Source organism: Microbacterium sp., from assembly GCF_035687345.1.
In the GTDB taxonomy this organism is placed as follows: domain Bacteria; phylum Actinomycetota; class Actinomycetes; order Actinomycetales; family Microbacteriaceae; genus Microbacterium.
In genome coordinates, this window is record NZ_DASRXZ010000093.1 from 34,976 (window position 1) to 49,287 (window position 14,312).

Here is a 14,312-nt window from a genome sequence, read left to right on the forward strand (position 1 = left end):
GCTACTCCTGGTCGCGCCGCGCGCGCGTCCGCTCGGCCCGGGCCGCGAGCTGGTCATCGGCCGGGTAGCCGACCTCGGTCAGCGTGAGGCCGCGCGCGGCGAGCACGGTGAAGTCGCTCGTCCGCTCGCCTTCGTCACGGATCGACGCGAGGTCGTCGACGTCGAGCCTCCCCTGGCCCACGGCGACGCATCCGCCGACCAGCGCGCGCACCATGCTGTGGCAGAACGCGTCGGCCTTCACATTCGCGACGAGCACGCCGTCGGGGTCGCGGTGCCAGTCGAACTCGAGCAGCGTGCGGATCGTCGTCGCCTCCTCGCGGGGCTTGCAGTACGCGGCGAAGTCGTGGAGACCGATGAGCGACCGGGCGGCGGCGTCCATCGCCTCGACGTCGAGCTCGGCGCGCACCGTCGTCGTGCGGTGCCGTTCGAGCGGGTCGTAGCCGGTCGTCTGATCCGCGATGCGGTAGGAGTACCGCCGCCACACCGCCGAGAAGCGCGCGTCGAAGCCCTCGGGCGCGATCGTCGTGCGATGGACGGTCACGTCGGAGTAGGCGCCGAGCACACCGCGGATGCGCCCCGCGAGGACCGCGACCGGATCGCCTGCTCCGCGACGGCCCGACCGTGACCGGAGCCGATGCTCCTGCTCGTCGTCGAGGTCGAGGTGCGCCACCTGACCGGTCGCGTGGACGCCGGCATCCGTCCGCCCGGCGACGACGAGCCGGGGCTGACCGCCCAGCACGCGCGCGATCGCATCCTCGAGCGTGCCCTGCACCGTCCGCAGGCCGGGCTGGCGCGCCCACCCCCGGAAGTGCGTGCCGTCGTAGGCGAGATCGAGCCGGATGCGCACCGCCCCAGCCTAGGCGCACAGGGCCACGTCACCCCAGCACGCGACGCGCGAGCGGCAGCCTCTCGCCGACGGCCTGCATCGCCGTGCGCGCCTGCTGCACGCGGTTCTCGCTCTCGCGCACGAACTCGCGCGCCACGACCGGGTGCGTGCGCACGATGTCGTCGAGCACCTGCACCGGCAGGACGACGACGTCGACCTCGCTCGAGGCGACCGCGCGCGAGATCGTCTGCGTGCGCGAGAGCGCGGTGATGCCGATGGGGTCCCCCGGGCCCAGCTGCGCGACCTGCACGAAGCCGTGATCCTCGGTCGGGATGCCGAGCGTGACGGTGCCTTCGAGGATGAAGCGGGTCTCGGTCGGGATCATGCCGGGGCGGAGGATGGACTCGCCCGAGCAGTACCGCTCGAGCCGGGCGCGGCCGGCCAGGGCATCCGTCTCGCCCGGTTTGAGGCTGAGAGCCGGCGCGATCCTGCGCAGCGCGTCCTGCAGGCGGCCGGGCGTGTGCCACACGTCGGTGATGTCGCCGTCGAGATGCAGGCCCGCGCGGCGCGCGGCGTACCAGACGCGCGTGTTGAACGCGTTGAGCACCGCGTACCGGTCGCCGGGGCTGCGCAGCGGAATCCCGACTTCGTAGCGTGCGCCCGGAAGCGCCGCCGCGTACGGCTCGCCGTCCTCCGACACGAGCGGGATGTCGCGCGCCACCTGCACGAGAAGCTCCCGCACGCGACCGGGTGGGTCGTCCGTCGAGAAGAGCAGCTCAGTCGACGCCTCGTACGGCGACGGGCTCCGCGAGAGATTCACGAACGACGTGCCGGCGAGCTCGGACGTCGGGATCACGAGGATCCCGTTCGCGGTGTCCAGGTGCACGGCGCGCCAGTTCACCTCGATGATCTGGCCACGGTCGTCGCCCACCTCGATCCAGTCGCCCAGCTCGAACGGCGACTCGAAGATGAGGAACAGACCCGACACCACCGAGCCGACGGCGTGCTGGAGCGCGAGGCCGACCACGATCGATGTCACGCCGAGCGCGGCGAACACGCCCGCGACATCCGCGTTCCACACCCACCAGAACACCGCGGCGATGCCGAGCACGATGAGCACGAAGCGGATGAGGTCGCTGAAGATCTTCGGGAAGCGGTCGCGCCACGATCCCTTCTCCGCCCTGTGGAACACGAGGTGGTTGATCGCGTTGATCGTCACGACGATCACCAGCAGCCCGAAGATCGTCCAGATGACGCGCGGCCACGTGCCCTCGCCCTCCCACGCGCCGGGCTGGCTGATGAGCACGAGCACGCCCGCGACCGGCACGAGATAGTTGCGCACCATGAGCACGATGGGTGCGGCACGGCTGTTGCGGCGCGCGAGCGCGTTGTGGATCTCCGTCAGCAGGATGAGCGCGAGCGGCAGCCCCACCGACACGATGACGGCGGGCCAGAACCAGGGCTGCGATGCGATGCCGGCCACGGATGCCTCACCTCACCGCCGCCGACGAGGCGGTCTCGATGCGCCACACGCGCTGCGTGCCGGTCTGCGTCTCGATCTCGCCCGCCGGCTCCAGCGAGATCGCGTCGGGCAGCCGGTCCGCGACGCGCTGCGTGACGTAGATGCCGGGCTCGGACGAGTCGCCCTGCACGCGGAACGCGAGGTTCACCGCGTCGCCCCACATGTCGTAAGCGACGCGCGCTCGCCCGATGAGGCCGCTCGTGACCTTGCCGGAGTCGAGGCCCGCACGCAGCCGCAGGTCGACGCCCTGCTGCGCCGAGTACCGCTCGAGGATCGCGTCGAGCTCGAGCGCGAACTCGACCGCCCGGCGCGCGTTGTCGACGCGCGGGTTCACGAGGCCGCAGCTCGCGAGGTAGCTCTGCCGCGTCGTGCGTACGCGCTCGATGCCGTGCCGCTCGGCGGCGTCGTCGAACGAGCGGATGAGATCGTTGAGGCGCGCGACCGCCTCCTCGGACGACATCGACAGCGAGAGCTCGTCGAACCCCACGATGTCGGCGAAGACGACCGTGACGTCCTCGCTGTCCTGCGTGATCGCCTCGTCGCCCAGCTTGTAGCGATTGGCCATGCCCTCGGGCATGAACGACAGGATGAGCTCCTCGTTCGCGCGTTCCTGCTCCTCGATGAGATGCGACTTGACCTGCAGGCTGCGGCTCATGTTGTTGAAGGCGTCGGCGACGTCGGCGAGCTCGTCGCTGGAACCCGCGTCGACCTGCACGCCCTCGTCGCCCGCGGCGATGCGCTGCGCGGCCACCTTGAGGCGCCGCAGCGGCCGCACGAACACCTGCGCGAGCACGAGTGAGAGCAGGCAGACGAAGATGATCATGCCCGCGGTCGACAGGATGAGGTTCCGCGTGAAGTCCTCGACGGGAACCATCGCCTCCTGCGCGGACTGCTGCGCGACGATCGCCCAGTTGAGTCCGTCGACCCCGAGCGGGGCGTACGCGGTGAGACTCTCTCGGCCCAGGTAGTCACGCTCCAACAGCGTCCCGCGGTCGCCCGCGAACGCGCGCGTGACGGCGTCGCCGGAGATCTGCTGCTGGAGGAGCGTATTGCCGTTCCGCACGCTGAGCGCGGCCGCGGCGGGTGAGAGCCCCGCCGCGACGGCGAGTGACTCGTACTCGCCGGGGTCGTCCTGCAGCTGGCGCGAGATCGAGCGCATGAGCCCGTCGCGTCCGACGAGGTACGTCTCGCCCGTCTGGCCGAGGCCGTTGACGGCGAACTCGCCGTCGACCGTCATGACGCTGTTGACGCGCTCGATCGGAAGCTCGATCGCGAGCGCGCCGATGACCTCGCCGCCGTCGGCGATCGGCGTCACCGCCCATCCGGCGGGGTTGCCGAGGCTCGGGCTGTACGCCGCGAAGTCCGCGATGACCACGTCGCCCACGATGTTGCGCGTCATGACCTCGCGGTACGCGTCGGCGAGGTTCGAGAGCCGGTACGGCCCCGTGAGCAGGTTCGTGCCGAGATCGACGCCCTTGAACGCGGTGTAGATGACGTTGCCCTCGGTGTCGAGCATGAGGACGTCCTCGAAGTCCTGCAGATCCGTCATCTCGCGGTAATAGTCGTGGTACCGCGCGTGCGCCGCCGACCACGCGCTCCCGTCGCCCGCGTCGTCCGTGCGGACAGCGTCCTCCCAGCTGTCGTACGGGATGACGTAGTGGTACTGCAGGTAGCGCTGCGCCTCACTGCGCGGCGCGAATGCGGAGCCGTCGACCTCTTCGCCGGTCGCGTCGGCGAGGGCGGTCGCGAACGTTTCTCGGTAGTACGAATCGAGCTCCGCGGATGCCTCGGATTCGAGCCGCTGCTGCTCGAGCTCGGCGAACGCGTTGGTGAATGCGCGCGCCGCCTGGCGGCTCGTCTCGTTCAGCGCGCCCAGCCGCACGGTGTTCTCGATCGATCCGAAGAGCTGCGCGACCTCGCGGCTGCGGTTCTCGCGGATCTCGACGAGCTTCTCGTACGCGATCGCGCGAAGCGCCTCGGTGCCGTTGACGTAGCCGATGACCCCCACCACGATGCTCGACAGCACGCTCACCGACAGGAGCATGATCAGCAGCAGCGAGTAGATGGACAGGCCGGCGCGCTTCCTCACCCGCGGCGTGCCCACCCATTCGGCACCCGCGGCGCTCCGACCCGGCTCCGCCATAGTCCGCTCTTCCTCACCGCGCGTCCCGTGCCCGGGTCACCGCGAGAAAACCCCCAGTACCCCGGCAGATTCCGAGGTGCGCCCATGTTACGACGCACGCTCCCCTCCGAGGTAGAGGCGTGTCGGGCGGGGGTGATACCGCGCGGCTCGCGCCGCCCGGAATGACGGGCCCGCACGCACACCCCGTTTACACTGGAGTGATCCCCCGGGTCTGAGTCATGAATACGAGTGCGCGCATCACTTCACGAGCCCGGTACGCCGGGCTCGATGGCTTGCGCGCCGTCGCGGTGGGCCTCGTCCTCGCCTATCACCTGTTCCCCGCCTGGTGGCTGCAGGGCGGCTTCATCGGCGTCGACGTCTTCTTCGTGATCAGCGGATTCCTCATCACGAGCCTCCTGTTGCGCGAGCGCGCGCGGGCCGGCCGCATCCGGCTCGTCGAGTTCTGGCGGCGGCGGGCACGGCGCCTCCTGCCTGCGCTCGCCCTCGTGCTGCTCGTGTGCTCGTCGGTCGCGTGGCTGATCGGCGGCGATGTGCTCGTGCGCCTCGGCGCCCAGATCGTCGGCGCGGCGACCTTCAGCTACAACTGGGTCTCGATCGCCGCCGACGCGAGTTACTTCTCGGCGGCGAACCCCGAGCTGTTCCGAAACGTCTGGTCGCTCGCGATCGAAGAGCAGTTCTACGTGCTGTGGCCGCTCGTGCTGCCGCTCGCACTGCTCATCCCGTGGGCCTGGGCGCGCTCGGCGGCGGCGGTGCTGGTGGCGGCCGCCTCCGCCGGATGGATGGCGGTGGTCGTCGCAAGCGGCGGCGACCTCACTCGCGCGTACTTCGGGCTCGACACGCACGCGTTCGGCATCCTGCTGGGCATCGCGCTCGCGTTCGCGCTCGAGCGCCTGCTCGCCGCACCGCCCGCGTGGTCGCTGCGACGCGGTTGGCGCGTGTCGGGAGCCGTCGTGGGAGTCGCGGCCATCGCCGGCCTCGTCGTCGTGGCGGCGATCCCCGCGAGCGACTCGACCGCGACGTTCCCGGGCGCCCTCGCGGCGGCGAGCGTGCTGTCGGCGATCGCGATCACCGCGGCGGTGTGGCCGGGGTCGGTGTTCGGCCCGCGGCTGGACACGCAGCCGCTGCGGTGGGTCGGCGACCGCTCGTACGGCCTCTACCTGTGGCACTGGCCGATCATCGTGCTCCTGCTCGCGGCGACGTCGGGCGGCGGGACGGGGGCGGGCGTCCCGGTCTGGATGGGCGTCTTCGCGCTCGTGCTCACCCTCGTGGCGGCCGAGGCGTCGTACCGCTGGGTGGAGCAGCCGATCCGACGTCTCGGATTCCGCGGGTCGCTCGCGGCGCTCAGCCGTCACCTCACGGCATCGCCCGCCACGCGCTGGCGCGCGATCGGGTCGGTGGCCGCGGCCGTCGTCGTCACGTTCGGCGCGTCCGCCGCCGTCGCGGCGGCGCCCGAGGTCACGTCAGGGCAGGCGGCCGTCGAGGCGGGGCTCGAAGCGCTGCACCGCGAGAAGGTGCGCTCGCCGTCGCCCACGCCCTCCCCCACGAACACGGCCGTCGAGGGCGAAGCGGCCGGCTCGGCATCCGACCGTCCTCGCCCCGGCTCGATGCCGTCGCCGTCGCCGACGCCCGTGACGGGCGCCGAGATCACGGCGGTCGGCGACTCGGTGATGCTCGCGTCGGCGCCCGCGCTGCTCGAGCGCTTCCCCGGCATCGAGGTCGACGCGACGGTCTCGCGGTCGATGTGGGCGGCGCCGGGGATCCTTCAACAGCTCGCGGATGCCGGACGCCTCCGCCCGTACGTCGTGGTGGCGCTCGGCACGAACGGACCCGTCGACGCCGGGTCGCTCGAAGAGGCCGCGCGCATCACGGGCCCGAACCGCACGCTCGTGCTCGTGAACGCCTACGCGCCCCGCGACTGGATCCCGGGAGTCAACGCCGACCTCGCGGCATTCGTGCGGTCGCATCCGGGTACCGTCCTCGCGGACTGGTCGGGCGCGATCGCGTCGCGCACCGACCTGCTGGCCGGAGACCACGTCCACCCCGGCGCCGAAGGCGGCCGTGTGTTCGCGGACGCGGTCGCGGCGGCCGTGGAGCGCGCGGAGTACAGGCGCGCGCTCAAGCAGTACGAGGTCGAACGGCGCGCGTACCTGCGCCTGCACCACATGGCGGGCCGCACGTTCGAGTGACCCGATCGGCGCGGTCCGCCGCTCGGTCGCTCAGTACCGCCGCACGAGCGCGACGCTCCGCTCGGTCGCCTCGAAGCCCAACCGCCCGTAGAGGTTGTTCGCGCCGGTCGGGCTCTCGGTGTCGACGTCGAGCACGGCCTTCTCGAGCCCCGCGTCGCGGGCCGCGCCCAGCAGCGCGACGATCACCGCGGGGGCGAGCTTCCGCCCGCGGCGATCGCGCGTCACGCCGATGAGGTCGATGTACACGCTCGAGTAGCCCTGCGTGGCCCAGTCCTCCTCGTTGACCGACCCCAGCGCCAGCGCGACGACGCGGTCGCCCTCGACCGCCACGCGGCTGAGGTCGGCGCGCAGGAACGGACCCTCGACGAACGTGTCCCACCGCTCGGGAGGCGTCTCGAGGCTTCCCCAGTGGTCGCGGAATGCGTCGTTCCGTGCGACGCGCGTCGCCTCCTTCAGCGCAGGCTCGTAGGCGCGCACGACGGCGTCACCGGATGCCTGGACCTCGGGGATGTCGATCGACAGGTCGCGCACCATCGTCGTGAACCACCGCTCGGCGGCGAACCCGCGACGGGCCGCGAGGTGCTGCGCCCCGACGTCGCCCTCGTCGGCGTAGACGAAGATCGCGGCCGGCAGTGCGAGATCGAGCTCGGCGAGCGCCTGGAGCGCGCGCTCGTGCTCCCACCGCATGACCTCGCGGCCGATCCCCCGCCCACGCACCTCGGGATGCACGCGCCCGCTCAGGTACATGTGCACCTGCACATCGCGAGACGGATGCGTCATCACCGCCGCCGAGGCGACCAGACGGCCTGCCGCGTCGAACCCGACGAGCGTGTCACGCGCCGGGTCGGTCCACGAGACCGTGAAGCTCTCCTCGATGTCTTCGCGCGGGGTGGTCCAGCTCGGGTGGTCGACGAGATCGCACGCGCGGAAGAGCTCGGTGAGCGCATCGACATCGTCGATCGTCGACGGGCGCCACTCGGCGATCTCGGCGTGCGCGGGCGGCACCGGTGTCGCGATCGCACCCAAGCGCTGCGAGAGAGGAGCGAGCGGTGCGGCGGGCGTCGTGTCGTCGGTCACCCACCCACCTTACGCGGCGGCGCGGCGGCGGCTGAGCGCGCTGGGCGCCGTTACGACGCGGGAGCAGGTCCCCGAAGACGACGAGACCCGCGGCCCCGAAGGGCGCGCGGGTCTCGTGCGTTGCTGTGGCGGATGCCTCAGGCCTTCTCGGCCTCCTCGGCCTCGGCGGCGGGAGCCTCGTCCTCGACAACGGCGTCCTCGGCAGCGGCCTCGGCAGCGGCGCCCTCCTCGGGCGACTCGGCGCCGGCCTCGGCGGACTCGTCCTCAGCCGGGGTCTCCTCGGCGGCGGTCTCCTCAGCGGGAGCCTCGTCCTTCGCGGGGGCCTTCTCAGCGGGGGCGGTCGACTTCTTGGTCGACTTCGCCTTCGGCGTCACCGGCTCGAGCACGAGCTCGATCTGGGCCATGGGGGCGTTGTCGCCCTTGCGGTTGCCGATCTTGGTGATGCGCGTGTAGCCGCCGTCACGGTCCGCCACGAGCGGAGCGATCTCGGTGAACAGCACGTGCACGACTTCCTTGTCGCCGATGACCGACAGCACGCGGCGGCGCGCGTGCAGGTCGCCGCGCTTCGCGAACGTGATGAGACGCTCGGCGAGCGGACGCAGGCGCTTGGCCTTCGTCTCGGTCGTCTTGATCGACTTGTGCGTGAACAGCGCGGCGGCGAGGTTCGCAAGCAGCAGGCGCTCGTGGGCGGGGCCGCCTCCGAGGCGGGGACCCTTGGTGGGCTTGGGCATTTGTCAATTACTCCAGGATGAGGATTCGGTCAGGGGATTCGGATGCTCCGCCTCGCTGCTGCGGACGGAGCATCCGCATCGGCTCAGACGGTCTCGTCGTCGTAGCCGCCGTAGAAGTGAGCACCGTCGAACCCGGGGACCGAGTCCTTGAGCGACAGTCCCAGCGACGTGAGCTTGTCGCGCACCTCGTCGACCGACTTCTGACCGAAGTTGCGGATGTTCATGAGCTGCGTCTCGGACAGAGCCACGAGCTCGCTGACCGTGTTGATGCCCTCGCGCTTCAGGCAGTTGTACGAGCGGACCGACAGGTCGAGGTCCTCGATCGGCATCGAGAGCTCATTCGAGAGGACGGTCTCGACCGGCGCCGGGCCGATCTCGATGCCCTCCGCCTCGACGTTGAGCTCGCGCGCCAGGCCGAACAGCTCGGTCAGCGTGCGGCCGGCCGACGCGACGGCGTCGCGCGGGGCGATCGAGGGCTTGGTCTCGACGTCCAGCACGAGCTTGTCGAAGTCGGTGCGCTCGCCGGCACGCGTCGCGTCCACGCGGTAGCTGACCTTGAGCACCGGCGAGTAGATCGAATCGACCGGGATCTGGCCGGCCTCGGCGTACTCGTTGCGGTTCTGCGTCGCCGAGACATAGCCGCGGCCGCGCTCGATCGTGAGCTCGAGCTCGAACTTCGCGGTGTCGTTGAGGGTCGCGATGACGAGCTCGGGGTTGTGGACCTCGACACCCGCGGGAGCGGAGATGTCGGCCGCGGTGACCTCACCGGCACCCGTCTTGCGCAGGTAGGCGGTGATGGGCTCGTCGCGCTCGCTCGAGACGACGAGCTGCTTGATGTTGAGGATGATCTCGGTGACATCCTCCTTGACACCCGGAATGGTGCTGAACTCGTGGAGGACGCCGTCGATGCGGATGCTCGTGACGGCCGCGCCGGGGATCGACGAGAGGAGGCTGCGACGCAGCGCGTTGCCGATCGTGTAGCCGAAGCCGGGCTCGAGCGGCTCGATGACGAAGCGGCTGCGGAACTCCCCGATCTTCTCCTCGGTCAGAGTGGGACGCTGTGCGATGAGCACTATGGGTTCCTTTCGATCACGTGCCCGCTATATGACACGTGCGGTGGATGGGTATTGAGTTGTTCTCGGGGCATCCGCGCGAGTGCGGATGCCGAAGCGTGCGGCACCACCCCTGCGGTCCCCGAGCCTGTCGAGGGATCGACCTTCGACAGGCTCAGAGACCGGGGTGAGATCAGACGCGGCGGCGCTTGGGGGGACGGCAGCCGTTGTGCGCCTGCGGCGTCACGTCCTGGATCGAGCCCACCTCGAGGCCGGCGGCCTGCAGCGAGCGGATCGCCGTCTCGCGACCCGAGCCCGGGCCCTTCACGAACACGTCGACCTTCTTGACGCCGTGCTCCTGCGCCTGGCGGGCGGCCGACTCCGCGGCCATGCCGGCGGCGTACGGCGTCGACTTGCGCGAGCCCTTGAAGCCCACGCCACCCGACGACGCCCAGCTGATGACGGCGCCCGACGGGTCGGTGATCGAGACGATCGTGTTGTTGAACGTCGACTTGATGTGGGCGTGGCCCAGCGCGATGTTCTTCTTCTCCTTGCGGCGCGGCTTGCGCGCAGCGGACTTGGCCTGTGCCATTGCTTTGCTCTCCTAAACCTTCGGGCCCGCGGTTACTTGCGGCCGGCCTTCTTCTTGCCGGCGACCGTGCGCTTCGGGCCCTTGCGGGTGCGCGCGTTCGTCTTGGTGCGCTGACCGCGCACAGGGAGGCCGCGGCGGTGGCGGAGGCCCTCGTACGAGCCGATCTCGACCTTGCGGCGGATGTCTGCGGCAACCTCACGGCGAAGGTCACCCTCCACCTTGTAGTTGGCGTCGATGTAGTCGCGAAGGGCGATGAGCTGGTCGTCGTGAAGGTCCTTCACGCGGATGTTCTCATCGATGCCCGTCGCCTTGAGGATCTCGTTCGAGCGGGTACGGCCGATGCCGTAGATGTAGGTCAGGGCGATGACCACGCGCTTGTCGCGCGGGATGTCGACGCCGGCGAGACGTGCCATGCGGCTCTCCTAGGAGTGTCGTGGAGGTGTGGAGCAGGATCGGTGCCCGGGCCTCCGCCCCGAGGTGTCCCCTCCGGAGAGGTTCTGATCCTGCCGTGTGTTCGTATTGAGTTGTGCGGTTCGACAGGCTCACCGACCGCACGGTCCCTGAGCCTGCCGAAGGGATCAGCCCTGGCGCTGCTTGTGACGCGGGTTCGACTTGCAGATGACCATCACGCGACCGTGGCGGCGGATGACCTTGCAGTGGTCGCAGATGGGCTTGACGGAGGGATTGACCTTCATGGGATTTCCTGTTCGCTGTCTTCGTACCCGGGCACACGAGTGCCCCGGGCCGTTACTTCTCGACCGGCCTAGCGGTAGCGGTAGACGATGCGGCCGCGGGTGAGGTCGTAGGGGCTGAGCTCCACGACGACGCGGTCCTCCGGGATGATGCGGATGTAGTTCTGCCGCATCTTTCCGGAGATCGTTGCGAGCACCTTGTGTCCGTTGGTCAGCTCGACGCGGAACATCGCGTTGGGGAGCGCCTCAGACACCGTGCCCTCGATCTCGATGACACCGTCTTTCTTGGCCATAGCCTCGCTTACGCTTGTGCAGACCGGTCGGTCTGCGGTGGATGGGATCGGTGCGATGACACGCCAATAAGGGCGCAACGCACCAAGGATCAATCATACGCGATCCGGGATGCACCGGCAACTTCGCAGGCGCGGCATCCGGCCCCCTCTCGAGGCCGGTGCACTCCCCTACTCGAAGAGCGAGCGCAGCTCGGCCGGAGGCGGCAGCTCGGAGTTCGCGATGACCTCGCCGTTGACCGCCACGGTCGGCGTGCCGATGCCCGCGGCTCCCGGCTGCACCGGGGTCTGCTCGGTCATGGCTGACACGAAGCGCGAGTAGCGGCCGTCGTTCACGCACGAGTCGATGCCGCTCACGCCCACCCCCGACGCGATCTCGAGGATCTGCTCATTCGTCAGGCCGGGGGTCTGCTCCGCGGGCTGGTTCTCGAACATCGCCTGCATGAACGGGACGGATGCGTCGGCATCCGCCTCGGCGACGCAGTACATCGCGTTCGCGGCGCGCGTCGAGTACTCGGTTCCCTGGGAGTAGCGGTCGAGGATCGAGATCGGGTGGATGTTCAGCGTGATCGTGCCGTCGTCGACGAGCTCCTGGATCGACGGGCCGTAGACCTGCTCGAACTGATTGCAGATGGGGCACATGAAGTCGATGTACGTGTCGAGCGTGTCCTCGCCCTCGCCCACGGCGATCGCACCCGTCTCGGCGCTGATGTTCGGGGCATCCGGCGCCTCGCCCGCGTTCGTCGACGGGTTGTTCAGCCACACGACGAGCACCGCGACCGCGACGAGGGCGACGACGACGGCGACGCTCACCCAGATCGCGAACCAGTTGACCTTGCGTGCCTGCGCCATGTGTGCCTCCGAGAAACGTGTGGGATCCGGACCGTGCCCGCGCTAGGCGATCGGGACCGGGGTGACGCCGAACGGGGCGAGCCCTGCGGCGCCGCCGTCCGGAGCGGTGAGCACCCAGATGCCGCCATCGTGCACGGCGACGCTGTGCTCCCAGTGTGAGCCGGGCGAGCCGTCGACGGTCGAGACGGTCCAGTCGTCGTCTTCGACGAACGTCGTGTGGTCGCCCGCGACGACCATCGGCTCGATCGCGAGCGCGAGCCCCGGACGGATCTCCGGCCCCGGGTCGGCGACGCGGTAGTTGAAGACCGACGGCGACTCGTGCATCTTGCGGCCGATGCCGTGACCGACGTATTCGCGGAGGATGCCGTAGCCGCCGTCCGGCGCGTTCGCCTCGATGTAGTCCTGCACGGCCGCACCGACTTCGGCGAGGTGCTTCGCCGTCGCGAGCGACGCGATGCCCGCCCACAGCGACCCCTCCGTCACCTCGGACAGCCGCTCGCGCTCCGCGACGACATCGGGCCGCGACGGATCGGGCACGACGACCGTGATCGCCGAGTCGCCGTTCCAGCCCTTGTACTCCGCGCCGGCGTCGATCGAGACGATGTCGCCCGGCTCCAGCACGCGGTCACCCGGGATGCCGTGCACGACCTGCTCGTTCACAGACGCGCAGATCGTGTGGCGGTAGCCGCGCACGAGCTGGAAGTTCGAGCGGGCCCCGCGGCCCGTGATGACCCGCGACGCCGCCGCATCGAGCTCGAGCGTCGTGACGCCCGGACGGATCAGCTCGCGCACCGCGGCCAGCGCCTCGGCCGTGATGAGCCCAGGCTCGACCATCGCCCGCAGCTGCGCGGGCGACTTGTAGATCGAACGGCGAAACGACACGTCAGGCGGCGGCCGTGCGGATGAGGCCGCGCGCTTCGAGCGCGCCGATGATACGGTCGGTCACCTCGTCGAGGGTGCCCGTGCCGTCGATCTCGTCGACGATGCCGCGGGTGCGGTACACGCCGAGGATCGGGGCGGTCTCGCGCTCGTAGATCGCGAGGCGGTTCGCGATGACCTCTTCGGTGTCGTCGGTGCGGCCCTGCTCCTTCGCGCGCAGCGTCAGGCGAGCGATGCTCTCCTCGCGCGGCACGCTGAGCTCGATCACGGCGTCGAGCGCCTCGCCGCGGCCCTCGAGGAACGCGTCGAGATCGCGCACCTGCGCGATGTTGCGCGGATACCCGTCGAGGAGGAACCCGTCGGCGGCGTCCTCCTGCTCGAGGCGCTCACGCACGACCTGGCTCGTCAGCTCGTCGGAGACGAGCTCCCCCGCCTCGATGACCGCCTTCACCTGGCGGCCCAGCTCCGAGCCGGCGGCGACGGCGCCGCGGAAGACGTCGCCCGTCGAGATCGCCGGGATGCCGAACGCCTCCGCGATGCGGACGCCCTGCGTGCCCTTGCCCGACCCCTGGGGGCCCACGATGAGCAGGCGGGTGGCCCGGCGCGCCTCGGACTCGTGAGTCTGTGCGGTCATCAGCGGAGAAGCCCTTCGTAGTGGCGCTGCTGCAGCTGCGCGTCGATCTGCTTCACGGTCTCGAGACCCACACCGACGATGATGAGGATCGAGGCGCCGCCGAACGGGAAGTCCTGGTTCGCGCCCACCGTCGCGAGCGCGACGAGCGGGAGCAGCGCGATGAGACCGAGGTAGATCGAGCCGGGCAGCGTGATGCGCGTCAGCACGTAATCGAGGTACTCGGCGGTCGGGCGGCCGGCACGGATGCCGGGGATGAAGCCGCCGTACTTCTTCATGTTGTCGGCCACCTCGACGGGGTTGAACGTGATGGCGACGTAGAAGTACGTGAACCCGACGATCAGCAGGAAGTACAGCACCATGTAGATCGGGTGGTCGCCTCGCGTGAGGTAGTTCGTGATCCACACGACCCACCCGGGAGCCTGCTCACCCGGCTGCGGCTGGTTGAACTGCGCGATGAGCGCCGGGATGTACAGCAGCGACGAGGCGAAGATGACCGGCACGACGCCCGCCATGTTGACCTTGATCGGGATGTAGGTGTTCGTGCCGCCGTACGTGCGACGGCCGACCATGCGCTTGGCGTACTGCACCGGGATGCGGCGCTGCGACTGCTCGACGAACACGACGAGTGCGACGACCGCGATGCCGACCGCGAGCACGAGGAGGAAGACCTCGAAGCCGCGCGACTGCCAGATGGCCCACATCGAGGCCGGGAACGCCGCGGCGATCGACGTGAAGATGAGCAGCGACATGCCGTTGCCGATGCCGCGCTCGGTGACCAGCTCGGCGAACCACATGATGAGGCCGGTGCCGGCGGTCATCGTGATGATCATGAGCAG

15 protein-coding genes are annotated in these 14,312 nt (G+C 70.0%); 1 reads left to right on the forward strand and 14 read right to left on the reverse strand.

The window, feature by feature from the left end:
* Position 1: 1 nt before the first annotated feature.
* Genes truA through VFF97_RS10755 form a run of 3 tightly spaced genes read right to left on the reverse strand, consistent with a single transcriptional unit; the run spans position 2 to position 4,491 of the window.
* Positions 2 to 847, reverse strand: a complete 846-nt coding sequence (gene truA / locus VFF97_RS10745) for a tRNA pseudouridine(38-40) synthase TruA (RefSeq protein ID WP_325033497.1) — start codon at positions 845 to 847, stop codon at positions 2 to 4.
* Positions 848 to 875: 28 nt separating this feature from the next.
* On the reverse strand, positions 876 to 2,309 hold the full coding sequence (locus VFF97_RS10750) for a mechanosensitive ion channel domain-containing protein (RefSeq protein WP_325033498.1): 1,434 nt from the start codon (positions 2,307 to 2,309) through the stop codon (positions 876 to 878).
* Positions 2,310 to 2,316: 7 nt separating this feature from the next.
* Positions 2,317 to 4,491 carry an adenylate/guanylate cyclase domain-containing protein gene (locus tag VFF97_RS10755; RefSeq protein ID WP_325033499.1) on the reverse strand — a complete coding sequence of 725 codons (2,175 nt, stop codon included), beginning with the start codon at positions 4,489 to 4,491 and terminating at the stop codon, positions 2,317 to 2,319.
* A gap of 218 nt (positions 4,492 to 4,709) precedes the next feature.
* Here VFF97_RS10755 and VFF97_RS10760 point away from each other — a divergent pair, with 218 nt between their 5' ends.
* Positions 4,710 to 6,677 carry an acyltransferase family protein gene (locus VFF97_RS10760; protein WP_325033500.1) on the forward strand — a complete coding sequence of 656 codons (1,968 nt, stop codon included), beginning with the start codon at positions 4,710 to 4,712 and terminating at the stop codon, positions 6,675 to 6,677.
* A 30-nt stretch (positions 6,678 to 6,707) separates the two neighbouring features.
* On the opposite strand, the gene VFF97_RS10765 is transcribed toward VFF97_RS10760, so the two are convergent.
* The 11 genes from VFF97_RS10765 to secY all read right to left on the reverse strand — a co-directional run.
* Positions 6,708 to 7,754: a GNAT family N-acetyltransferase gene (locus VFF97_RS10765; RefSeq protein ID WP_325033501.1), complete on the reverse strand. Its 1,047-nt coding sequence runs from the start codon at positions 7,752 to 7,754 to the stop codon at positions 6,708 to 6,710.
* Positions 7,755 to 7,891: 137 nt separating this feature from the next.
* Entirely contained in the window at positions 7,892 to 8,485 is a 594-nt protein-coding gene (gene rplQ / locus VFF97_RS10770) for a 50S ribosomal protein L17 (RefSeq protein WP_325033502.1), read from the reverse strand.
* 83 nt (positions 8,486 to 8,568) lie between these two features.
* Positions 8,569 to 9,558 carry a DNA-directed RNA polymerase subunit alpha gene (locus VFF97_RS10775; protein ID WP_325033503.1) on the reverse strand — a complete coding sequence of 330 codons (990 nt, stop codon included), beginning with the start codon at positions 9,556 to 9,558 and terminating at the stop codon, positions 8,569 to 8,571.
* Positions 9,559 to 9,730: 172 nt separating this feature from the next.
* The gene (rpsK, locus tag VFF97_RS10780) at positions 9,731 to 10,129 is read right to left on the reverse strand and encodes a 30S ribosomal protein S11 (RefSeq protein ID WP_179491846.1); all 399 of its coding nucleotides are present in this window, start codon (positions 10,127 to 10,129) and stop codon (positions 9,731 to 9,733) included.
* 32 nt (positions 10,130 to 10,161) lie between these two features.
* The gene (rpsM, locus tag VFF97_RS10785; protein WP_325033504.1) at positions 10,162 to 10,542 is read right to left on the reverse strand and encodes a 30S ribosomal protein S13; all 381 of its coding nucleotides are present in this window, start codon (positions 10,540 to 10,542) and stop codon (positions 10,162 to 10,164) included.
* A 165-nt stretch (positions 10,543 to 10,707) separates the two neighbouring features.
* Positions 10,708 to 10,824, reverse strand: a complete 117-nt coding sequence (gene rpmJ, locus VFF97_RS10790) for a 50S ribosomal protein L36 (protein ID WP_005050492.1) — start codon at positions 10,822 to 10,824, stop codon at positions 10,708 to 10,710.
* 68 nt (positions 10,825 to 10,892) lie between these two features.
* Positions 10,893 to 11,114: a translation initiation factor IF-1 gene (gene infA / locus VFF97_RS10795; protein WP_013583992.1), complete on the reverse strand. Its 222-nt coding sequence runs from the start codon at positions 11,112 to 11,114 to the stop codon at positions 10,893 to 10,895.
* Positions 11,115 to 11,282: 168 nt separating this feature from the next.
* Positions 11,283 to 11,963, reverse strand: coding sequence for a DsbA family protein (locus VFF97_RS10800; protein WP_325033505.1), 681 nt, complete (start codon positions 11,961 to 11,963; stop codon positions 11,283 to 11,285).
* A 42-nt stretch (positions 11,964 to 12,005) separates the two neighbouring features.
* Positions 12,006 to 12,845, reverse strand: a complete 840-nt coding sequence (map, locus tag VFF97_RS10805) for a type I methionyl aminopeptidase (protein WP_325033506.1) — start codon at positions 12,843 to 12,845, stop codon at positions 12,006 to 12,008.
* Position 12,846: 1 nt separating this feature from the next.
* The gene (locus VFF97_RS10810) at positions 12,847 to 13,476 is read right to left on the reverse strand and encodes an adenylate kinase (protein ID WP_325033507.1); all 630 of its coding nucleotides are present in this window, start codon (positions 13,474 to 13,476) and stop codon (positions 12,847 to 12,849) included.
* Positions 13,476 to 14,312: preprotein translocase subunit SecY (gene secY, locus VFF97_RS10815; RefSeq protein ID WP_325033508.1), on the reverse strand; the 837-nt coding region annotated here is incomplete at its 5' end. The genes VFF97_RS10810 and secY, both read right to left, overlap by 1 nt.

Coding starts and splice junctions, on each gene's coding strand:
- infA (WP_013583992.1), bottom strand. CDS start 11,114: ATGGCCAAGAAAGACGGTGTCATCGAGATCGAGGGCACGGTGTCTGAG.
- rplQ (WP_325033502.1), bottom strand. CDS start 8,485: ATGCCCAAGCCCACCAAGGGTCCCCGCCTCGGAGGCGGCCCCGCCCAC.
- rpsK (WP_179491846.1), bottom strand. CDS start 10,129: ATGGCACAGGCCAAGTCCGCTGCGCGCAAGCCGCGCCGCAAGGAGAAG.
- VFF97_RS10755 (WP_325033499.1), bottom strand. CDS start 4,491: ATGGCGGAGCCGGGTCGGAGCGCCGCGGGTGCCGAATGGGTGGGCACG.
- VFF97_RS10810 (WP_325033507.1), bottom strand. CDS start 13,476: ATGACCGCACAGACTCACGAGTCCGAGGCGCGCCGGGCCACCCGCCTG.
- VFF97_RS10800 (WP_325033505.1), bottom strand. CDS start 11,963: ATGGCGCAGGCACGCAAGGTCAACTGGTTCGCGATCTGGGTGAGCGTC.
- VFF97_RS10760 (WP_325033500.1), top strand. CDS start 4,710: ATGAATACGAGTGCGCGCATCACTTCACGAGCCCGGTACGCCGGGCTC.
- rpmJ (WP_005050492.1), bottom strand. CDS start 10,824: ATGAAGGTCAATCCCTCCGTCAAGCCCATCTGCGACCACTGCAAGGTC.
- rpsM (WP_325033504.1), bottom strand. CDS start 10,542: ATGGCACGTCTCGCCGGCGTCGACATCCCGCGCGACAAGCGCGTGGTC.